17 protein-coding genes and 1 pseudogene are annotated in these 20715 nt (G+C 69.3%); 13 read left to right on the forward strand and 5 right to left on the reverse strand.

Going from position 1 to position 20715, the window contains the following annotated elements; genetic code table 11:
• Positions 1–20: 20 nt before the first annotated feature.
• On the reverse strand, positions 21–890 hold the full coding sequence (locus G1H11_RS00550; RefSeq protein WP_163814890.1) for a fused MFS/spermidine synthase: 870 nt from the start codon (positions 888–890) through the stop codon (positions 21–23).
• A gap of 19 nt (positions 891–909) precedes the next feature.
• Here G1H11_RS00550 and mgrA point away from each other — a divergent pair, with 19 nt between their 5' ends.
• The 3 genes from mgrA to G1H11_RS00565 all read left to right on the forward strand — a co-directional run bounded on the left by mgrA (position 910) and on the right by G1H11_RS00565 (position 3293).
• A complete protein-coding gene (mgrA, locus tag G1H11_RS00555) occupies positions 910–1971 on the forward strand; it encodes an L-glyceraldehyde 3-phosphate reductase (protein WP_343074781.1) in 1062 nt (353 codons plus the stop codon).
• An 11-nt stretch (positions 1972–1982) separates the two neighbouring features.
• Positions 1983–2747 (forward strand): class I SAM-dependent methyltransferase, encoded by a 765-nt coding sequence (locus tag G1H11_RS00560; RefSeq protein ID WP_163815054.1) that lies wholly within the window; start codon positions 1983–1985, stop codon positions 2745–2747.
• Between the two features lie 162 nt (positions 2748–2909).
• Positions 2910–3293, forward strand: coding sequence for a DUF3040 domain-containing protein (locus tag G1H11_RS00565; protein ID WP_246210742.1), 384 nt, complete (start codon positions 2910–2912; stop codon positions 3291–3293).
• Positions 3294–3304: 11 nt separating this feature from the next.
• Here the strand turns inward: G1H11_RS00565 and G1H11_RS00570 are convergent, their stop codons facing one another.
• The 4 genes from G1H11_RS00570 to G1H11_RS00585 all read right to left on the reverse strand — a co-directional run bounded on the left by G1H11_RS00570 (position 3305) and on the right by G1H11_RS00585 (position 8210).
• Positions 3305–3529 (reverse strand): helix-hairpin-helix domain-containing protein, encoded by a 225-nt coding sequence (locus tag G1H11_RS00570; RefSeq protein ID WP_163815055.1) that lies wholly within the window; start codon positions 3527–3529, stop codon positions 3305–3307.
• Between the two features lie 69 nt (positions 3530–3598).
• Positions 3599–5968, reverse strand: a complete 2370-nt coding sequence (locus G1H11_RS00575) for a transglutaminase TgpA family protein (RefSeq protein ID WP_163815057.1) — start codon at positions 5966–5968, stop codon at positions 3599–3601.
• Positions 5965–7257, reverse strand: coding sequence for a DUF58 domain-containing protein (locus G1H11_RS25410; protein ID WP_163815059.1), 1293 nt, complete (start codon positions 7255–7257; stop codon positions 5965–5967). The genes G1H11_RS00575 and G1H11_RS25410 overlap by 4 nt, the downstream gene beginning before the upstream one ends.
• Positions 7258–7259: 2 nt before the next feature.
• Entirely contained in the window at positions 7260–8210 is a 951-nt protein-coding gene (locus G1H11_RS00585; RefSeq protein WP_343074791.1) for an AAA family ATPase, read from the reverse strand.
• Between the two features lie 397 nt (positions 8211–8607).
• Here G1H11_RS00585 and mraZ point away from each other — a divergent pair, with 397 nt between their 5' ends.
• The 10 genes and pseudogenes from mraZ to murG form a co-directional block, all read left to right on the forward strand.
• Complete coding sequence (mraZ, locus tag G1H11_RS00590) at positions 8608–9039, forward strand: division/cell wall cluster transcriptional repressor MraZ (protein ID WP_163815061.1); 432 nt, start codon at positions 8608–8610, stop codon at positions 9037–9039.
• Between the two features lie 248 nt (positions 9040–9287).
• Positions 9288–10292: a 16S rRNA (cytosine(1402)-N(4))-methyltransferase RsmH gene (rsmH, locus tag G1H11_RS00595; protein WP_163815063.1), complete on the forward strand. Its 1005-nt coding sequence runs from the start codon at positions 9288–9290 to the stop codon at positions 10290–10292.
• Positions 10289–10669 carry a cell division protein FtsL gene (gene ftsL / locus G1H11_RS00600; protein WP_163815065.1) on the forward strand — a complete coding sequence of 127 codons (381 nt, stop codon included), beginning with the start codon at positions 10289–10291 and terminating at the stop codon, positions 10667–10669. Before rsmH ends, ftsL begins: the two co-directional genes overlap by 4 nt.
• Positions 10666–12795 carry a penicillin-binding transpeptidase domain-containing protein gene (locus tag G1H11_RS00605; protein ID WP_163815067.1) on the forward strand — a complete coding sequence of 710 codons (2130 nt, stop codon included), beginning with the start codon at positions 10666–10668 and terminating at the stop codon, positions 12793–12795. Before ftsL ends, G1H11_RS00605 begins: the two co-directional genes overlap by 4 nt.
• Before the next feature lie 11 nt (positions 12796–12806).
• Positions 12807–14438: a UDP-N-acetylmuramoyl-L-alanyl-D-glutamate--2,6-diaminopimelate ligase gene (locus G1H11_RS00610; protein WP_216843298.1), complete on the forward strand. Its 1632-nt coding sequence runs from the start codon at positions 12807–12809 to the stop codon at positions 14436–14438.
• Positions 14422–15930, forward strand: a complete 1509-nt coding sequence (locus tag G1H11_RS00615) for a UDP-N-acetylmuramoyl-tripeptide--D-alanyl-D-alanine ligase (RefSeq protein WP_216843299.1) — start codon at positions 14422–14424, stop codon at positions 15928–15930. The genes G1H11_RS00610 and G1H11_RS00615 overlap by 17 nt, the downstream gene beginning before the upstream one ends.
• Entirely contained in the window at positions 15927–16988 is a 1062-nt protein-coding gene (mraY, locus tag G1H11_RS00620; RefSeq protein ID WP_163815069.1) for a phospho-N-acetylmuramoyl-pentapeptide-transferase, read from the forward strand. The genes G1H11_RS00615 and mraY overlap by 4 nt, the downstream gene beginning before the upstream one ends.
• Entirely contained in the window at positions 16985–18430 is a 1446-nt protein-coding gene (gene murD / locus G1H11_RS00625; protein WP_163815071.1) for a UDP-N-acetylmuramoyl-L-alanine--D-glutamate ligase, read from the forward strand. The genes mraY and murD overlap by 4 nt, the downstream gene beginning before the upstream one ends.
• Entirely contained in the window at positions 18417–19640 is a 1224-nt protein-coding gene (gene ftsW, locus G1H11_RS00630; protein WP_163815073.1) for a putative lipid II flippase FtsW, read from the forward strand. Before murD ends, ftsW begins: the two co-directional genes overlap by 14 nt.
• Positions 19637–20695 (forward strand): annotated as a pseudogene (gene murG, locus G1H11_RS00635) (undecaprenyldiphospho-muramoylpentapeptide beta-N-acetylglucosaminyltransferase); the annotation flags it as partial. The gene ftsW and the pseudogene murG, both read left to right, overlap by 4 nt.
• Positions 20696–20715 lie beyond the last annotated feature (20 nt).

A 20715-nucleotide genomic window follows, 5' to 3' on the forward strand; every position in this document is an offset into this window, starting at 1 on the left:
GTAGCTCGCCTGACATCAGCTCATTCCGTGCGTTGGTTTTCGAACGTAGCAGAGCCGCCGGCGTCGATGTCGGCGTCAGCGCGGGCACGAACCCCGGCGACGAGTTCCTTCACACGTCCCGCGTCGACGTACCGCGCCCGGACGGCCCCACCGGCGAGCCGGCGGATGAGCACATCCTCGGGAAGCGGCGACTGTGAGGCCACCAGGAGGACGTTGCCGAACCGCCGGCCGCGGAACTGGGCCGGCTCGGCGATCATGGCGACGTCCGCGAAGACCGAGCGTGCGGCCACGGCCTCCGCCCGGGACTCGCGGACTTGAGCGTTGTCGGCGACGTTGGCGACGTAGATACCGTCCGGACGCAGTACCCGCCCGACTTCGCGGTGGTACTCGACCGTGGTCAAGTGCGCGGGCACGGCGGAACCGTCGAAGGCGTCACGCACGACGACGTCCACGCTTCGATCGGGCAGCTCTGCGATCCCGGCGCGGCCGTCTGCAGCCTTGATCCGCAGTCCCCGCACGCCGCGCAGGCCGAACGCCTGCCGGGCGAGGGTTGCGAGTGCGGCATCGACCTCGAGGACGAGTTGCCGTGACCCAGGGCGGGTGAAGGCCAGATACAACGGGAGGGTGCAGCCGGCGCCTCCGATGTGGACGGCGGACATCGGCTCACCCTCTGGAGCCGCCACGTCGAGCACCCGCGCGGTCCACTGGACATACTCGAACTCGAGCCTGGTCGGATCGCCGGGATCGACGTATGAACTGGCGACGCCATTGACGAGCACGAGCCAGCCGCCCTTGCCGTCCTCGTCCGCGACGAGCTCCACGGTTCCGGTGTCGGTCGCGTGCTTGCCCGGTATGGGGGCGGGGTGGCGCTGTGAGCGTCTACTTGGCACGCCATGTAGGTTCCCATGTGTGACACAGCGACCTCCCAAGGACCTCCATGTCAACGCCCCGCATCGGGCCGCGACCGATCGCTACGACGCCATGCGATACCGGCGCAGTGGCCGATCAGGTCTGGTGTTGCCTGCGGTGTCGCTCGGCCTCTGGCAGAACTTCGGCGACGAGACGCCCCTGGCCGTGCAACGTGCGATCATCCGCACCGCGTTCGATCGGGGAGTGACCCACATCGACCTCGCGAACAACTACGGTCCGCCGCCCGGCGCGGCCGAGAAGAACTTCGGCCGGATCTTCGCCGAAGACCTGCGGCCGTACCGGGACGAACTGCTGATCTCCACGAAGGCGGGCTACGACATGTGGCCAGGCCCCTACGGCGAGTGGGGCTCGCGGAAGTATCTCCTGGCCAGCCTGGACGCGTCGCTGAAGCGGATGGGCCTCGACTATGTGGACATCTTCTATTCGCATCGATTCGACCCGGACACGCCGCTCGAGGAGACCATGGGCGCCTTGGACACGGCGGTCCGCTCAGGGCGTGCCCTCTATGCCGGCATCTCGTCCTACTCCGCGGAGCGGACTCGAGAGGCCGTTGAGATCATGCGCTCGCTCGGTACGCCCATTGCCATTCACCAGCCGTCGTACTCGATGTTCAACCGGTGGATCGAGGAGGGTCTGCTCGACACCGCCGACGAGCTGGGCCTCGGCGTCGTCGCGTTTTCCCCGCTGGCACAAGGGCTCCTGACGAGCAAGTACCTGAACGGCGTTCCTGAGGACGCGCGGGCTGCCCGGCCGGGTTCGTTCGACCGCTCACTGATCACAGACCAGATGCTTGAGCGCCTCCGGGGACTAGACGAGATCGCCCGGTCCCGGGGCCAGTCACTCGCCCAGCTGGCACTGAGCTGGGCATTGCGAGACGACCGCGTGACCTCGGTGTTGGTGGGCGCGAGAACGGTGGATCAACTGGTCGACAACCTGGCGGCCGTGGATGGCGCGGAATTGTCCGCAAGCGAGATCGCGGCGATCGATCGATACGCTGTCGACGCCGGCCTGAATCTCTGGGCGCGGTCGAGCGAGAGCTGAGCGGAGCCGACATGGCGGACATGGTTGATCAGAGCCGGCGTGGAGTGCGGATGGCCGAGGTGTGGGACCAGGTGCTCAGTGCCATGGCGGTGCACGCGAGCGAGACGGGTCCGGCGAGCCTGGACGTCGTCGACGTGGGCGGCGGCAGTGGCACGTTCGCCGTGCCGCTGGCCGCTCGCGGGCACCGGGTGATTGTCGTCGATCCGAGTCCGAACGCGCTGGCCACGCTCCGCCAGCGTGCTGCCGAGAGCGGTGTGACCGAGCTGATCACCGCCGTCCAGGGTGAGGCCGCCGACGTGAGGTCGCTCGTGGGACCGCACGCCGCGGATGTCGTTCTGTGCCACGGCGTCCTCGATGTGGTGGACGATCCCGCTGCCGCCCTCGCCGGCATGGTGCCGGCCCTGCGGCCACATGCAATGGTCAGCGTGGTGGTGGCGCAGCGCAACGCCGCGGTCCTGGGGAAGGCGATGGCCGGCCACTTCCGGGACGCCCTGCACATGCTGGAGGACCGTGACGGTCGCTGGGGGAGCACCGACCCGCTGCCGCGACGATTCAGCGAAGGAATGCTGACCGATCTGCTCGGCGCCGCGGGGCTGAGCGGGTTGCGTGTCTTCGGAGTGCGGTTCTTCACCGACCTGGTGCCGGGTGCGCTCGTCGACGACCCGGCGGACGTCCGGGAACTGGCCGCGCTCGAGTCACGGGCGGCGACGATGGCGGATATGCGTCCCCTTGCGGCCGCACTTCACGTCATCGGCTGGTCCGGTACGGGCGAATGAGGAATGAGTTGGCGAGGTTGGGTTACAGTCTTTCCACCCTGGCTTTCCCCCGGCGCCGTCGGCGCATATGCTGGAGAGCACAGCAGTAAGGCCCTGTACATCCGCTTTCGTTGGAGGGGAACGGTGCCACTCTCCGATCATGAGCAGCGGCTGCTCGAGCAAATGGAGCAGGCGCTCCAGGCTGAGGATCCGAAGTTCGCCACCGCCATGCGTGGCGCCGATCTCCGGCGTCGCTACGTGCGTCGTGCCGTCTTGTCTGGAATTGCCTTTGTTCTGGGCATCGTGCTGCTGATGACGGGCGCCGTGATCCAGTTGATCCCCTTGGGCGTCGCTGGGTTCGTCGTCATGTTGATATCCGCGTGGCTGGGCGTCACCGCCTGGCGCCGCACGCCAGAAGCCACAGGGGACGAAGGCGATATCCCGAACATCAGCCCGGGTTCTCCGCGCCGTCAGCGCCGGTCCGGTCGTCAGCGTCACGACGGCACGTTCATGCAGCGCATGGAAGAGCGCTGGCGCCACCGCCGCGAACGCGGGTACGGGAACTGAGCGTCCGCTCGTCAGCGTGACGAGTCGGCGGCGAACGAGAGCCCCCTCGCCGCGAGCTCCTCGCCGAGGATTCGGATCGCCTTGGGCCCGATTCCGTGGATCCTCAGCAGTTCTCTTGTTGTCATTCGTGTGAGCTGGACATACCGCGTGTAGCCGTGGTTTCTCAGCTCTCGGTGAGCCACTGTGCCGATCCGAGGCGAAAACTCTGCCGGCTCCGCCTCGGCGTTGTCCGACATCATCCGCTCCACCATCCTGTCCCATCACCGCCGGACCATGGCTGCCCGGCGTGGCTTGACACCCCGGAGTCAGGTGCCGTCCGCGTCTGTGTTGCGGGCCGTGGCACTTCTGGTCCTGATCGCGAACCTCTGCTCCCACGCCCGGATGCGATCCCCCGCGCTCTCCACGCGGTCCAGAACCTCGGAGATCTTGCCAACGACCCCGGCCCGGGCGTCGCTGAGAGACGCCGGCCACAGGAATGCCCGCAGACGCCGCTTGACCGGGCGGGTCCGCAGCAGGCGCTGACGGAACAACTCGGTGTCTTCGCGGAGTTCCGGAACCGGCCCGGCCCGGCGGGCGTATCGCGCGTGTTCGGTGACGGACACGAGATGGCCGAGCAATCTGGCCGATTCGTCATCGAGCGTGGCGGCAGCGGACACCGAGCGGCCGACGCTGCGAGGCGTGGCCGCTGTGTCCCACGAGAAGCCCGCGTCGCGCACAACTTCGCTGAGCTCGGCCCACGATGCCGCGGCCATCGCTTCCGGGTCCTCGCCGGCCCGACGCCATCGGTGCCAGCTGCGCCACCTCGCCAGGCCGAGCGGAAGCCACGCCAGTGCACCGAGCACCACCAGAGCGGCTATCACGGCAAGAGGCCAGGTCGGGGTGCCGCCGGACGTGGTGTCCGTGCCGCCGACCAGAGAATCCTCGTCCGGCCGGACATCTTGGCCGCCGGTCGGTGAGGAGGTACTGGTGGAGTCCGGGGCGGGGGACTCGTCGTCCGGCGCGGAATCCTGAGGGAGCACGGTCCACGTGGGTGCAGTTCCGGTGCGTCCGGCGGGAGTGGGCTCGAACAGGGTCCAGCCGACGCCCTCGAAGTACAGCTCCGGCCAGGCGTGCATGTCATGCGAGCGAACCAGGTAGGTGCCGTCGCCCTCGAAGATCCCGGGTGTGAACCCGACGGCTACGCGGGCGGGGATGCCGAGGTAGCGGGCCATGATGGCCATCGAGGCGGCGAACTGCTCGCAGTATCCGCGGCGATCGGTGAGGAAGTCGGCAAGCGCTGTCGCCGACGTCCCGGGCTGCGTGGAGATGTCGTAGGTGAACTCCGGCCCGCGGAACCACTGCTGCAGTGCCGCCGCCTTGGAGAAGTGGTCGTCGGCGTCCTTGGTGACTTCGTCGGCCAGGTCGGTGACGATGTCGGGGAGGTCGTCGGGTAGCTCGGTCAGATCGGCGACGTCGGAGTCGGGCGGGCCGGCTTCCTGCAGCGTGGCCGCATCGACGCTGATCTCCAGGCTGACGGCCGTGTACTCCGTGCCTTCGATGCTGGGGTCGGTGGAGACGACATCGAGAGTGTCGGTGTCGTAGCGCCAGTCACCCTGGATGTCGATCTCCTGGGCCGGGTAGGCGAGCGGCAGCCACCGTGAGTTGTAGTCCTCGGAAACGGAGAACTGGAACTCGATCTCGGGCGGATCGTCGAGATCCAGCCCGGGCGGCGGCGGCAGGCCGTCGACGACACGTTGCGACTCGGGCACGGGCCGGTCAGATGTCTGCCAGACTTCGCCGTCGAAAGAATCGAGAGTGACGATGCGGATGTAGTGGGCGGACTCGTCCGAGGCACGGTAGCGCAGGACATCGACGTTGTCCGGCCGGTTGAGGTTGCGCTGCAGATCCAGGATGGGATTGTCGGTGCGGATGGTCCGGCCGTCCCCACCCCCACCTCCGCCCCCGCGGCCACTGACCAAACCGTCTGAGAGCACCGGGGCGAACGCGGGAATCCCCACTGCCGCGATGAGGGCCATGGCCCCGACGCGGCGGCCGTTGCGCGCGAGTGCGTCCGTCTCCGGCAGCCCACGGCTGGACGCGGCACGACTGGCCGAGCGGCCCCATGCCGAGACCCGCACCCTGCTCTCGGTGATGAGCATGGCGAGGAACCCGACGGCCGGCGGGACGAACCACCACCAGCCGATGTCGCCGCCCTCGATCGCGGCCGTCGCGGTGTAGCCGGCCGCCAACGGAACCCCCGCGAACACGACCCGGCGCAGACCAGCGGCCAGAAGGTCCACGAGCATGGCGATCGAGCCGGCGCCGACCACCAGATACGCCAGAATTCCCTGGGTGACCGGGACCGGGGTGGAGAACGTCGTGATCGCCTCGGCGCCGTCGGTGAACACGGCGACGAACCGGTCCGGCCAGGTGGTCGAGGGGAGGACCCCGAACCAGGCCAGATCCGCGGCGATCAGCAGGCCGAGCCACCAGGCCAGAACGACGAGCTGAGCCAGTGCGGCGAGGAGAACCGGAACCCGTAGCCGGCGGGCGACGTGGCCGGTGGCGGTGACCAGGATCATCGCCAGACCGGCGCGCAGGACCCAGGAGGCCTCGAGCGTGAGCTCGAGGAGCGGCAGCACCGAGACGAGTGCGGCCAGCCCGCCCACCAGAGTCAACCGAGTGTGACTGCTCATGCGGCACCTTCGACGGAGGATCCGGTCACGCGCTGCAGGCCGAGGCGTTCCCACACCGTGGCCAGATGGTCGGAACGGCCAGCAGTGATCACCGTCCAGCCGCCGCGGCGCAACGTCTGGCTCACATGAGCCTGCCGGACCTGCTCGGCCTCGCGCGCCGACATCGACGTCCACGACGCCACGTCGAGAACCACGGCGAGCGCTGTGCTCGATCCCTGCCTCAGACTGGCGACGATGTTCGCCTCCTCGGGTTGCATCCTCCCTAGAACGGCGACGAGCATCCCGGTGGCCGCATCGGACCCTGCCAGGAGGTCCGGCCAGTGCGCGATGGACGCATGGCGGGTTGCGGAGACGACCGCAAGGGTGTCGAGGAGCTGGACCCGGGTGTCCGCGGGCTGCCCTGCTGTCTGTTCCCAGCCGGGCGGCCGTGATTCCGCGCCTTCCGTGACCAGGCGAACGGCGTAGCCTCGCTCGGTGAGGTGGACGCCGATCGAGGCGGCGGCGCTGACCGCCCACTCCAGGGAGGAGTCCGGCCCTTCGCCGGCGTGCCCGCCGAGCCGGGTGTCGAGCAGGATGGTGGCCCTACTCTGCCAGGGCTGTTCCTCGCGGCGGACCATGAGCTCACCGTGGTGCGCCGTGGCTCGCCAATGCACGCGTCGCATGTCGTCGCCGTCGCGGTAGGCGCGGACTGTGGCGTCCTCTTCTCCTGCTGTCGCGATGGCTCGGGGCCGCGTCTCGCCACTGCTGCTCCACTCGCCGCTGAGCCGGACCGTCGGCAGTGCCCACACGGTAGGGGTGACGATGAGTGTCGCGACGTCGCTGAACGCCCGGCGCAGCTCGACCAGTCCGAAGGGATCGGTGAGCCGGATGGTGAGGGGGCCGATGGGAAACGTGCCGCGCATCGCCGGAGTGACGTCGTAGGTGACCTCCCGGCGGAAGCGGGACCACACGTGGTCGAGGACGAAACGGGGCCGGCTGCCGAGTGTGTAGGGCAGGGTGTCCTCGACGAGGACCACGCCGGTGGGTATGCGAGTACGGTTCGAGAGCTCGAGGTGGACCGCGGTGCGCGAGCCGAGCGGGACCCGCGCCGGCTCGAGCGACCGGGCGGCGCTCAGGCGAACCCGGCTGCGGGCCGCGATGACCAGGCTGGCCAGCGGGAGCGCCAGCAGCAGGATTCCAGCCCGGAGAAGATCTCGCTGGCCGACCAGCACCGCCGCGAGCAGTACACCGCAGCCGAGCGACATGAACGCCCAGCCTCGTCTGGTCAGCCCGGACAGAAACTGGCCCACCGCTACGGCCGGCCCTCGGGCACGGGAACCTGCCGTACCAGGTCCGAGACGACGCTCACGGCGTCGCGCCGGCCGATCTGCGCCTCCGCCGTGGGCAGGATCCGGTGGGCCAGAACCGGGCCGGCCAGGGCCTGGATGTCGTCCGGGAGGACGTAGTCGCGGCCGTCGAGGGCGGCCCATGCCTTGGCTGCCCGGACGAGGTGCAGCGTGGCCCGGGGGGAGGCGCCAAGACGCAGCTCAGGTGAGGTTCGGGTGGCGCCGGTCAGCGCGACGGCGTAGTTCTTGACGGCGTCCGAGACGTACACCGAGCGGACCAGCCCGATGAGCTTGCGCATGTGGGCGGCGTCCGTGACGGGTTCGAGCGCGTCCAGGCCGGTGTGTGCGCCGTGTGTGTCGATCATCTGAATCTCGTCAGAGACGGACGGGTATCCCATCGCCAGGCGCACCATGAACCGGTCTCGCTGTGCTTCCGGCAGCGGGTAGGTGCCTTCCATCTCGATCGGGTTCTGCGTGGCCACCACCATGAACGGCGTGTCCAGCGGGTAGGTGGTGCCGTCGACGGTGACCTGACGTTCTTCCATGCACTCCAGGAGTGCGGACTGGGTCTTCGGGGATGCGCGGTTGATCTCGTCGCCGACCACGACGTTGGCGAAGACGCCGCCGGGTTTGAACTCGAACTCCCGGCTCTCCTGATTGAAGACGGACACACCGGTGACGTCGCTCGGCATGAGGTCCGGAGTGAACTGAATGCGGCGGACCGAGCAATCGATGGCGCGAGCGAGAGATTTCGCCAGCATGGTCTTGCCGACCCCGGGAACGTCCTCGATCAGCAGATGGCCCTCCGCGAACAGCACGGTCAGGGCGAGCTCGATGCTCTCGGGTTTTCCTTCGACGACGCCGCCGATGGCCGTTTGAAGCCGGTCTGCGGTTTCCGTCAGGTCGGCCAGGTCCAGCTCGCCGGAATGTGGCACGCCCACGGGGACGGCCGCGGCGGGCCGACTAGCTGGGTCGTGTGCCAAGGGCTCGGGCACTGGCGTTCTCCTTCACAGCCGGTGTCGGGAGCGATCTGCTCGTGTCCCGAGTCTCGCAAATTGTGCGCCAAGAAACGAGCCCAAGGTTACGACCTTGCTGGCCGCATGCGCTCCTCCGGTCCATTCCTCCCGGGGGCCGGGATCGTCGCCCGTCCGCTCCGTCGCGGCCCGCAGCGGCTGGTGCGCCGCCCCGGCGTCGGGAGCGGAGTGGGGAGGTTGGGGAGCGGCGGGGAGCGTTTGTGGTTGCAAGTGGGGGAAAGTGGAGTAGAGTGGCGAGCAATGGAGCGAGAGTGGCCTAACCGACGGGGAGGTGGGGCACATGTTCTTGGGCACCCACACGCCTCGCCTGGACGACAAAGGCAGGCTCTTCCTCCCGGCGAAGTTTCGAGAAGACCTTGCGGAGGGCGTAGTGATCACACGGGGGCAGGAACGCTGTCTCTACGTCTGGCCGCGGGGCGAGTTCCTTCGCTTCACCGAACAGCTGCGCGCGGCGCCGTTCACACACAAGGGCACCCGGGACTTCGCTCGAATGCTCGCCGCAGGTGCCAGCGACGAGATCCCGGACAAGCAGGGACGGATCACCATCCCGACCGGCCTTCGCACGTATGCGGGGCTGGAGAAGGAATGCACCGTCGTCGGTGCCATGACGCGGGTGGAGATCTGGTCGTCCGAGTCCTGGGAGACCTATCAGGCCGAGAAGGAGCCGATGTTCTCGGACATTTCGGAGGAGGTGCTGCCCGGGATCTTCTGACCGCAGGCCAGCCCCCGCGATACCACACGTTCCCGACCCAGCCCATCTATCTCGTGCAACGAGGCCTCCGGCCCGCTCATCACTTCCTGGGACACCTTCCCCGGTTCCAGGCGGTACCTAGTCCGACATCTCGACAGAGCGGGCGGGGACCTGGTTGCACGAGGCGATTGCCACGGCGCCGGACACGGCAAGGACAGCAGAACAGATCGCGAGGCTTCTGCAGCAGAGGCGAGGAGACGAGCAGGACCATGGACAGCGGGCGAGGGTCGCCGGAACCGGCACATGTGCCGGTCCTGCTGGAGCGCGTGGTCGACCTGCTCGCGCCGGCCGTGGAGAGCGGCGGTGTTCTCGTCGACGCGACACTAGGCCTCGGTGGCCACGCCGAGGCCCTGCTTCGCCGGTGCCCGGCCGCGTCGATGGTCGGCGTGGACCGCGACCCCCAGGCCCTGGCGGCCGCGCGGCAGCGACTCGCGCCTTTCGGTGACCGGTTCACCGCGGTCCACCAGGTATACGACCAGCTCGACGCCGCCCTCGACGAACTCGGCATCGACCAGGTTCAGGGGATCCTGTTCGACCTCGGCGTGTCGTCGCTCCAGCTCGACGAGGCCGAGCGCGGCTTCGCCTACGCGCACGACGCGCCGCTCGACATGCGCATGGACCAGCGATCGAGCGGTCGCACGGCGGCCGACGTCCTGAACACCTATTCGCGCGGTGACCTGGCACGAGTCCTGCGCGAGTTCGGTGAGGAACGGTTCGCCCCCCGCATCGCCTCGGCGATCGTGCGGGAACGGCAACGGGAGCCGTTCACCACCAGCGGCCGCCTCGTCGACCTGCTGCGTGAGGTGATTCCGGCGCCCGCGCGGCGCACGGGCGGCCATCCGGCCAAGCGGACCTTCCAGGCTTTGCGGATCGAGGTCAACTCCGAGCTCGAAGTCTTGCGGCGGGCCCTGCCGGTGGCCCTTGACGCCTTGGCCGTGGGTGGGCGAGTGGTCGTGCTCTCGTATCACTCGCTCGAAGACCGCATGGTGAAGCGAGCGCTCGCGGCCGGGGCAACGAGCACGGCACCACCAGGCCTGCCGGTCGAGCTGCCTGAACACCGCCCGGTGCTCCGGCTGCTGGCAAAGGCGGAGGCTCCGACGGCGGACGAAGTGGCGGAGAACCCGCGCGCCGCGTCGGCGCGGCTTCGGGCAGCGGAGCGGATTCGCATGGGCGACGGACGTCGTGGCGCATCACACGGGGAGGAACGACTATGAGCGCGGAGCGAGCATTCATCGCACCGGCCACACGGGGGCCCGGGCAGCGTGGCGTGCCGTTGCGGGTCCTGCCGGGGGTGACGAAGTCGCCCAGGGCGCCGTTCGTCGTCCTGGTTCTCCTGATCCTGGGGATCGGGCTGGTCGGCTTGCTGATTCTCAACACGGCCCTGCAGCAGGGCTCTTTCGCTCTGTCGCAGCTCGAGGCGGAGACGACGGCGTTGCGCGACCGGGCAGAAGTGCTCGCGAGCGAAGTCGCCGTCCTTGAGTCGCCGGCCGGTCTGGCCGAGCGGGCACGTGAGCTGGGCATGGTACCTGCCGAAGATCTCGAGTTCATCGAGCTCGAGGCGGTGCGCGCCACCGAGGGTGGTGAGGAGTGAAGGAGCGCGACCCACGCCGGGACTCCGGCGGTGGGGCCGCGAGGTCGCGAAGCGGCGGCAAGGCGAAGACGACCGGAACGGGCCGCGGACGGGCGCCCACGGGTTCCGGCACGAGCCGTGGCAAGGCAGCCGGGGCGAGCCGGGCCAAGTCCACCGGAACCGCACGTGCCGCGGCGGCGGGTTCCCGTCGCACCCCCAGCAAACGGCAGCCGCCTGCGAAGGCCGCCGCGACGACGAGCCGTTCGGACGGCCGGAACGTCAACAGGGGCTCCCGGAGCACCGCCAGCCGGCCGAAGGCGACGCGTTCCACCAGGCCCGCCACCAAGCCGGCGAGGACGCCATCCCAGGTTCGCCGTCCGCAGGGGCGCGCCGCCAAGCCGAAGCGGCCCGCGCGGCTGTTCCGCCTGGCCGATCCGCGCAAGCGGCTCCGGGTCCTGCTGGTAGGAGCGTGCGTGCTGCTGTCCCTGTTCGCCGGCCGCTTGGTGCAGCTCCAAGGGTTGGACGCCTCGACGTACGTCCTTCACGCGAGCCAGATCGGGCGCACCAGTGTGGTTCTCGCCGCGGACCGCGGGGACATCGTCGACCGCAACGGCTCGCCGCTCGCGCGCGCCGTGGAGTCTTACCACGTGTTCGTGGACCAGACCGAGGTGAGGAACCCGGCCGCGTACGCGCTGCAGCTGGAGAACATCCTCGACATCGACGCGTCCAAGCTGCAAGAGGCGATGACCGGAGACCGCCAGTTCAAGTACCTCGCGAAGGGCGTCACAGGTTCGGTTTGGCGAGAGGTCCAGAAGCTCAAACTGCGGGGAGTGGGGGCGGAGAACGCCGAGGTCCGGGCCTACCCGGCCGGCTCGGTGGCGGGCAGCGTCGTCGGCTTCATCGGTGCGGACGGGGAGCCTCTGGCCGGGCTCGAGCTGGCCCAGAACGAGCTTCTTGCGGGCGAGGACGGGCAGATGGTCTACCGGCAGACATCGGGCGGGCAACGGATCCCCGGTTCCGGCGTTCGCCAAGAGCCCGTCACAGGCGACGGCTTGCGCCTGACTCTGGATCGGGACGTGCAGTGGCACGCTGAGGACGTACTGGCGAACGCCGTCGATGACGCCAACGCCGATTCGGGCGTCGCGGTGGTACTCAAGCTGGAGCCGGACGCGCACGAGATCGTCGCGCTCGCGAGCACACCATCGGTGGATCCCAACAAGCCGAACGAGACGGAGGCGGCCAACCGGGGCAGCAAGGCGGTGGAGGAAGCCTACGAGCCCGGATCGGTATTCAAGCCGCTGACCATGGCCGCGGTCCTGGAGGAAGGCGCGGCCGACGCCTCGACGGTGTTCTCGGTGCCCGACAACTTGCGTCGCAGTGGGCACACTATCCGGGACCATTACAGCCACCCGGAGCAGGAGATGACGCTGGCCGGAGTCATGGCCAAGTCCAGCAACGTCGGCACGATGCTGGCCGCAGAGCTGATCGACAAGGAGACCTACCGGAACTACCTGGCCGCGTTCGGCCTGGGCGAACCGACCGGCATCGGCCTTCCGGCGGAGACCGGCGGTCGCCTGCCTGCCGAGATGAGTGATTTGACCAGGGACAACGTGTCGTTCGGTCAAGGCGTTTCCGTCAATGCCGTCCAGATGGCATCGGCGTACGCGACGATCGCCAACGGCGGGGTGCGCATCGATCCGACACTGATCGCCGCGACCATCGACGCCGACGGCGCCGAGACGCCCACAGACCCGGCGGAGCCCGTGCGGGTGGTCAGCGAGGAGACGGCTGCCGAGGTCACCGCGATGATGGAGGCCGTCATGGGTGAGGGTGGCACTGGCAACCGGTCCACGCTGGAGGGATACCGGGTGGCTGGCAAGACCGGGACCGCACAGCGGGTGGACCCCAGCTGTGGATGTTACCGCCAGTACAACTCGTCGTTCATGGGATTCGCCCCGGCCGACGATCCCGAGTACGTCGTCGTCGTGTCCCTGATGAACCCGCGCAACGGCAACTCCGGCAGCGGTCTCGCGGGTCCGGCGTTCGCGGATATCCTGCAGTTCGCGCTGGAGAGCGAAGGCGTGCCGCCGTCGGCGGAACCGGCGCCGGAGCTGCCACTCTTCGCCGGCGACGCAGCCGGCGAGTAGATTCTGCTGTCGTGTCTCAACCGCCTGGTCTCCGTCCGCGACGTACGGCCCCGTTCTCGCTGGCCGAATTGCGCGACCTGTTGCCGCTGGGGGCCGTTCCCGAGACGGGTGACGTTGCCGTCACCGGCATCACACATGACTCCCGCCTGGTACGGCCAGGTGACCTGTACGCGGCGCTGCCCGGCGAGAAGACGCACGGGGCCCGGTTCGCCGCGTCCGCGATCAGTGCGGGCGCGGCAGCGGTGCTTACTGACGAGCAGGGAGTGCAGCTGCTGGCCGGCACGGAGACCTTGCCCGCCGGCGTGGCTTCCGCCCCGGTACCGGTGATCTCGCTGGACCACGTGCGCTCGTGGCTGGGAGCGGTGTCGTCGGCGATCTACGGTCATCCGGCACGAGAACTGCTGATGCTCGGCGTCACCGGCACCAACGGCAAGACGACGACGGCCTATCTGCTCGAATCCGGCCTCCGGCACGCCGGCATGGCCACCGGCCTCATCGGCACGGTGGAGACACGCGTCGGCGACGAGGTCGTGGCGAGCGTGCGCACCACGCCCGAGGCCACCGAGGTGCACGCGTTGCTCGCGTCGATGCTGGAGCGCGGCGTCCGGGCGTGCGTCATGGAGGTGTCCAGCCACGCCCTCGCCTATGGCCGGGTGGATGGCGTGTCGTTCGACGTGGCGGGCTTCACCAATCTCTCCCAGGACCACCTCGACTTCCACGCGGACCTGGACGAATACTTCGCCACCAAGGCGCGCCTGTTCACCCCCCGCTACGCCCGCCGCGGCGTGGTCTGCGTCGATGGTGACTACGGACGGCGGCTCGCCGAACGGGCGAGCATCCCGACCGTGACGGTGGCTGCGTCCGACCCTGTCGAGCACCCACGAGCATCCCATTCCGGCTCCGAGCCGGGCCGGTTCCCGCGTGATCGACCCGCGGCATGGCGAGTGCGGCGATCCGGCACGCAGCTGTACCTAGCGACGCCCGACGGGCGGGAGGTGACCCTCGTGGTGCCCCTGCCGGGCGGCTTCAACATCTCGAACGCCGCGCTGGCGGTGGCGATGCTCGCCGAGTCCGGCATGGAACCGGCGATCGCAGCCGCCGGCGTGGCCGCCTGTGCCGGCGTGCCTGGCAGGATGGAGCAGGTCAACGAGCCCGGAGACACGCCGCGCGCGATCGTCGATTACGCACATACGCCGGATGCCGTCCAGAATGTCCTCGAGGCGTTGCGCGACGAGATGCGCGACCAGCACGGCCACGGGCGGCTGATCGCGGTTCTCGGCGCCGGCGGGGACCGGGACTGCGATAAGCGCCCACTGATGGGTGCGGCCGCAGCGCGGTATGCCAACATCGTGGTCGTCACCGACGACAACCCCCGGTCCGAAGACCCCGCGGTCATTCGCGCGGCGGTGCTGGCCGGAGCGGAGGAGGTACGGCAGGAGGAACGTGCCGAGGTGATCGAGGCCGGGGATCGTCGGGCGGCGATCCGGACCGCACTCAGCCTGGCGAGAGGCGCGGCGGACACGGTGGTCGTGCTCGGTAAGGGGCACGAGCAAGGGCAGGAGATCGCGGGAACGGTGGAGCCGTTCGACGACCGCGAGGTGCTCCGGGAGCACCTTCGGGACTGGAATGCTGAGCACAGATGAACGAAAGACCGAGCGTGACGAGACAGGTGGAGGCGGCACGTTGATCCGGATGACGCTGGCGGAGATCGCGGAGATCACCGCCGGCCATGTCGAGTGGACCGGCGCCGAGCCGTCGTCCGGCATGGAATCGCTGAGCGTGACGGCAGCCGTCGTCGTGGACTCGCGGGAGGTGCAGCCGGGCGGGCTGTTCGTCGCTCGCGCCGGCGAGCAGCAGGACGGCCACGACTACGTCGAAGCCGCGGCGGCGGCCGGAGCCGTGGCCGCGATCGTCGAGCGGAGCGTTCCCGGTGCGGATCTGCCACAGGTGGTCGTCCCGGACACCCAGCGCGCCCTGGGCCAGGTGGCGCGCGGCATCGTGGACCGCCGAACCTCACCAGCGACTGTCGAGCGGGCAGGTGAGCTGAACGTCGTCGGAGTCACCGGCTCGTCCGGCAAGACCACGGTGAAGGACCTCCTGTCCCAGGTTCTTCCGGCCCTCGGCCCGGTCATCGCGCCGCCCGGCTCTTACAACACCGAGGTGGGCGTGCCGCTCACCGTCTCGCGAGTGGACGAGGCGACCCGCAGCCTTGTGGTCGAGATGGGCGCCCGCGGCATCGGTCACATCGCCTACCTGTGTGGCATCGCGCCCCCGCGGATCGGCGTCGTGCTCAACGTCGGTAGCGCGCACGTCGGCGAGTTCGGCGGCCGTGACGTGATAGCCCGGGCCAAAGGGGAGCTGGTCGAGGCGCTGCCGCCGGAGGGCGTCGCCGTCCTCAACGGTGACGACCCGCTGGTCCGGCGGATGGCGGAGCGGACCAGCGCGACCGTGATCATGGTGGGTGAGTCCGTCCACGCCGATGTGCGAGCGGAGGACGTCCAGCTCGACGGTCAGGGCCGCGCGTCGTTCACGCTCGTCACCCCCGAGGGCTCGGCTCTCGTCTCGTTGACGCTCGTGGGCGAGCATCAGGTCGCCAACGCCCTCGCCGTGGCCGGCGTGGCGCACGCCCTTGGCATCCCGGTGGCGGAGACGGCCGCCCGGCTGACAGCCGCCCGGGCGCTGTCCCGCTGGCGGATGGAAGTGACCGAACGGCCCGACGGCGTCACCGTGGTCAACGACGCCTACAACGCCAACCCCGAGTCGGTGCGCGCAGCCCTGAAGTCACTGGTGTCGATGGCGGGGGGCCGACGCACCTGGGCGGTCTTGGGTGAGATGCTCGAACTCGGCGACATTTCGGCAGCCGAGCACGACGCCATCGGCCGGCTCGTGGTCAGGCTGAACATCGCCAAGCTGATCGCCGTCGGCGACGGCGCCCGCCCGGTGTACCAGGGCGCCAGCCTGGAGGGATCGTGGGCGGGCGAGGCGATGTGGGCCCCGGATCGTGCCGCCGCGGAGGAAGTGCTCGCGGCTGAGCTCGCCGCCGGTGACGTCGTCCTGGTGAAGTCCTCGCGGGACGCCGGGCTGCGCCACTTGGGCGACCAGCTGGTCGACGCGGCCGGGAGGAGCGACTCGTGATCTCCATCCTCACCGCCGGCTTCGTCGGCGTCATCGTGTCGATCCTGGGAACGCCGATGGCCATCCGGCTGCTGGCCGACCGCGGATACGGCCAGCTCATCCGCGACGACGGCCCGACCAGCCACCACACGAAGCGCGGAACCCCGACCATGGGTGGCGCCGTCATCATCCTGGCGGCGGTGCTCGGCTACATCATCGCCCACCTCGTCCGCCCTTCCGCGCCGAGCGCGTCCGGGCTGCTCGTCATGTTCCTGCTGGTCGGCCTCGGCCTCGTGGGCTTCCTCGACGACTACATCAAGATCGCCAAACAGCGCAGCCTGGGTCTGCGCAGCCGGGCCAAGATGGCAGGCCAGATCTCCGTGGCGGTGGCCTTCGGCATCATGGCGATCAACTTCCCCAACGACCGGAACGTCACACCGGCGTCGCAGGCCATCTCGTTCCTGCGTGACACGCCGATCGAACTCCCGGCCGCGGCATTCGTCATCTGGGCGTTGCTCATGGTCTCCGGCTCGTCGAACGCCGTGAACCTCACCGACGGACTCGACGGCCTCGCCACAGGCGCCTCGGTCATGGTCTTCGGTGCCTACACCTTGATCAGCATCTGGCAGTTCAACCAGAGCTGCTCGGTCTCGCCTGGACCCGGTTGCTACGAGATTCGTGATCCGCACGACCTGGCCGTGGTCGCGGCAGCCCTGATGGGCGCGTGCTTCGGTTTCCTGTGGTGGAACGCCGCGCCGGCCAAGATATTCATGGGCGACACAGGTTCTCTCGCACTCGGCGGAGCGCTCGCCGGCTTGGCCATCATGAGCCGCACGGAACTGCTGCTCGTCGTGCTCGGCGGGTTGTTCGCCATCATTACGCTCTCGGTGATCCTCCAAGTCGGCTGGTTCAAGCTCTCCGGCGGCAAACGGCTGTTCCGCATGGCGCCGCTCCAGCACCATTTCGAGCTCAAAGGCTGGGCCGAGGTCACCATCGTGATCCGGTTCTGGATCGTCGCCGGGCTGTTCGTCATGGCGGGGGTCGGTCTGTTCTACGCCGAGTGGGTGGCCGCGCTGTGAACACCCCGGAGTGGCTCGACGGTGCGGGGCGGGGAAGCCCGTGGCCGGAACTGTCCGCCGTGGTGGCCGGGATCGGCATCTCGGGCTTCGCCGCCGCTGACGTGCTGGTGCAGCTCGGAGCGACGGTGACCGTCGTCGACGAACGGGACGGCGACGACGAGCGGGAACGCGCCACGATTCTGGAGATCCTCGGCGCCGACGTCCGGCTCGGGCCGGGGTCCACGGCGCAGCTGCCCGATGGGGTACATCTGGTCGTCACATCTCCGGGATGGCGCCCCACAGCGCCGCTGCTGGTCGCAGCCGTGAAGGCGGGTGTGCCGATCTGGGGTGAGGTGGAGCTGGCGTGGCGGCTGCGCGATCCGGAGACCCCGTGGCTGGCGCTGACCGGCACCAACGGCAAGACGACGGCGGTGCGGATGCTCGCCGGGATGTTGCGTGCGGCGGGCCTGCGGGTCGGTGCGGCAGGCAACGTCGGTGACCCCATCGTGTCCGCGGTGATGGACCCAGAGGGCCACGACGTTCTTGCCGTGGAGCTGTCGAGCTTCCAGCTGCACTGGACCCGGACCCTGGCGATGCGCTCCGCAGCGGTGCTCAACGTCGCCCCGGACCACCTCGACTGGCACGGATCCATGGACGAGTACACCGCCGACAAGGGCCGCATCTACTCCGGCGTGGAGTCCGCCTGCGTGTACAACGTCGCCGATCCGGTGACCGAACAGCTCGTGCGCGACGCCGAGGTGGTCGAAGGAGCCCGCGCCATCGGATTCACCCTGGGGGTGCCCGGCGTGGGCATGCTCGGCGTCGTCGACGACGTGCTGGTCGACCGGGCTTTCATCGCCGAGCGGCAGACGTCGGCCGCCGAGCTCGGAACCATCGCCGACGTCCGCCCGCAGGCGCCGCACAACGTGTCGAACGCGCTGGCGGCCGCAGCCCTGGCACGCTCGATCGGGGTTCCTGCCGTGGCCGTGAGAGACGGATTGCTCGCGTTCACGCCTGAAGCCCATCGAATCGCCACCATCGCCACGGTGGACGGCGTGGCCTACGTCGACGACTCGAAGGCGACCAACGCGCACGCCGCCGCGGCCTCGCTGGCCTCGTTCGAGTCGGTGGTCTGGGTGGCCGGGGGATTGGCCAAAGGCGCCTCGTTCGACGACCTGGTCACGGGTGCTCGGGACCGGCTCCGCGGCGCGGTTCTCGTCGGCGCTGATCGCGGGCTGATCCGTGAGGCTCTCATGCGACACGCACCGAATGTCCCGGTCATCGAGGTCTCCGACACGGACAATGAGGCCATGGATCGTGTAGTGCAGGAAGCGGCTCGGCTCGCGAATCCGGGAGACACCGTGCTCCTGGCACCGGCATGTGCGTCCATGGACATGTTCGCCAGCTACGCCGGACGCGGCGACGCGTTCGCCGACGCGGTGCGCCGCCATGAGCGTCGTTGACGTCGAGTCCGCGCGCCACGGCGGCGCCCGGGCCGCGCTCGCACGCTTCCTGCGCCGGCCGCTCGCGTCGTACTACCTGGTTCTCGGCTCGGCCGGCTTGCTCCTGCTCATCGGGCTCATCATGGTGTTCTCGTCCACGTCATGGATGTCCACCACACAGTTCGGCCACCCGGCGTACTACTTCACCCGGCAGCTGATCTGGGTGCTGGCGGCGTTGCCGCTGGCCTGGCTGATCTCCCGGATGCCCCTGCGGATCCTGCGGGCGATGTCCCTGCTGATGGTGATCGGGGCGGTGGGTCTGCTCGCGCTGACGTTCGTCCCCGGGCTCGGCGTGGTTCGCGGCGGAAGCCGCAACTGGCTCGACTTCGGAGGCCCGTTCCTGCTCCAGCCCTCGGAGGCGGCCAAGCTGGCCCTGATCATCTGGGTGGCCCACGTGTTCGCCAACAAGGGAACGCTGGTGCGTCAATGGCGACACCTGCTCATCCCCGTGGCACCCGTGGTGGCCGTCGTCGTCGGGCTGACCCTCGGCCAGGGTGACATGGGCACCTCGGTGATCATGATGCTGATCCTGCTCACCATCGTCTGGGTGCTGGGGGTGCCGACCTGGCTGTTCGGCCTCGCCGTCGGCTCGGTGGGCGCGCTGGGCATCTTCTTCGTCCTGTCCGAGAGCTACCGTACCCAGCGCGTGCTCGGCTTCCTCGATCCGTTCGCCGACTACGCCAACACCGGCTACCAGGCGGCGAACTCCATCTACGCTTTCGCCAACGGGGGCTGGTGGGGCACCGGGCTCGGCGCCAGCACCCAGAAGGCCGGTGTCCTGCCCGAGCAGCACACAGACTTCATCTTCGCCATCCTCGGAGAAGAGCTCGGCCTTCCCGGGTCGTTGATGGTCATCGTGCTCTTTCTCGCCTTCGGCTATGCTGGCCTGCGCATCGCGATGCGAACCAAGGACACGTTCGTGCGGCTGGCGGCTGCCGGCATCACGGGTTGGTTCATGATGCAGGCCGTGATTAACCTCGGCATGGTGTTAGCTGTCTTCCCGGTGGTCGGTGTCCCGCTGCCGCTCGTCTCGTATGGTGGAGCGTCGATGTTGGCCACGGTTGCCGCGGTAGGCGTGCTGCTCGCGTTGGCGAAGCAAGAACCAGGAGCTAAGGAAGCGCTAGCGGCCAGGCGAGAGCAGCGGCTGCGTCGTCGGGAGGCGGCTACGTGAGAGTCGTGCTGGCCGGTGGTGGCACCGCCGGGCACATCGAACCGGCCTTGGCCACCGCCGACGCGATACGGCGGGCAGACCCGGATGCCGGCATCGTGATGCTCGGCACCGAGCGCGGCCTGGAGACGAGGTTGGTCCCCGAGCGGGGATACGAGCTCGCGCTGATCCCGCCCGTGCCGCTGCCCCGCCGGTTGACGCCGGAACTGATCCGGCTGCCCGCCCGGGTGCGCGGTGCCGTGCGGCAGACCGCCGCGGTCTTGCGTGATCGCGGCGCGGACGTCCTGGTCGGGTTCGGCGGTTACGTGTCGTTGCCCGCGTACCTGGCGGCACGGCGACTGGGCCTGCCCACCGTGATTCACGAGGCGAACGCCAAGCCCGGCCTTGCCAATCGGATCGGGGCGCGGTTCACCCCATTCGTGGCGGCCGCCACGCCGGACGTCGCGTTGCCGCATTGCGAACACATCGGCGTCCCGCTGCGCCGATCGGTGTCCCTGCTGGACCGGGAGGCGTCCCGGGAGGAGGGACGGGACTTCTTCGGGCTGGACCAGGACACGCCGACCTTGCTTGTGTTCGGCGGCAGCCAGGGCGCACGCAAGGTGAACTCCGCGGTGACCGGTGCACTCGAAGCGCTGCTGGATTCCGGCGCGCAGGTCCTGCACGCGGTCGGCGCGGCGAACATCGAATCGGCTCAGCCACGCCCCGGGTATGTGCCGGTCGCCTATATCGACCGGATGGACCTGGCCTATGCGGCCGCGGATCTGGCCGTCTGCCGTGCGGGGGCCATCACCTGCGCCGAACTGGCCGCTGTCGGTCTGCCTGCCGTGTACGTCCCGTTGCCCCATGGCAACGGCGAGCAGCGGCTCAACGCCGAGCCCACCGTCGCCGCCGGCGGCGGGCTGCTGGTTCGCGACGGCGATCTCACTGCAGCCTGGATCGCTGCCGAGGTCGTCCCGATCCTGACCGATCCGGGCCGGCTGCGCACCATGGGCCAGGCGGCCGCCGGCCTCGGCCATCGCGATGCCGACGAGCAGCTGGTCCGGATGGTGTGGAAGGCCGCCGAATCGACCGGCACGAC

This window comes from Phytoactinopolyspora alkaliphila, from assembly GCF_010550695.1.
Classification (GTDB): Bacteria; Actinomycetota; Actinomycetes; order Jiangellales; family Jiangellaceae; genus Phytoactinopolyspora; species Phytoactinopolyspora alkaliphila.

What these genes read in the sequence shown, in the direction of transcription:
- mraZ (WP_163815061.1), top strand. Translation starts at nt 8,608, where the DNA reads ATGTTCTTGGGCACCCACACGCCTCGCCTGGACGACAAAGGCAGGCTC.
- G1H11_RS00570 (WP_163815055.1), bottom strand. Translation starts at nt 3,529, where the DNA reads ATGTCGGACAACGCCGAGGCGGAGCCGGCAGAGTTTTCGCCTCGGATC.
- ftsL (WP_163815065.1), top strand. Translation starts at nt 10,289, where the DNA reads ATGAGCGCGGAGCGAGCATTCATCGCACCGGCCACACGGGGGCCCGGG.
- ftsW (WP_163815073.1), top strand. Translation starts at nt 18,417, where the DNA reads ATGAGCGTCGTTGACGTCGAGTCCGCGCGCCACGGCGGCGCCCGGGCC.
- rsmH (WP_163815063.1), top strand. Translation starts at nt 9,288, where the DNA reads ATGGACAGCGGGCGAGGGTCGCCGGAACCGGCACATGTGCCGGTCCTG.
- G1H11_RS00615 (WP_216843299.1), top strand. Translation starts at nt 14,422, where the DNA reads ATGCTGAGCACAGATGAACGAAAGACCGAGCGTGACGAGACAGGTGGA.
- G1H11_RS00560 (WP_163815054.1), top strand. Translation starts at nt 1,983, where the DNA reads ATGGCGGACATGGTTGATCAGAGCCGGCGTGGAGTGCGGATGGCCGAG.
- G1H11_RS00575 (WP_163815057.1), bottom strand. Translation starts at nt 5,968, where the DNA reads ATGAGCAGTCACACTCGGTTGACTCTGGTGGGCGGGCTGGCCGCACTC.
- G1H11_RS00565 (WP_246210742.1), top strand. Translation starts at nt 2,910, where the DNA reads ATGGAGCAGGCGCTCCAGGCTGAGGATCCGAAGTTCGCCACCGCCATG.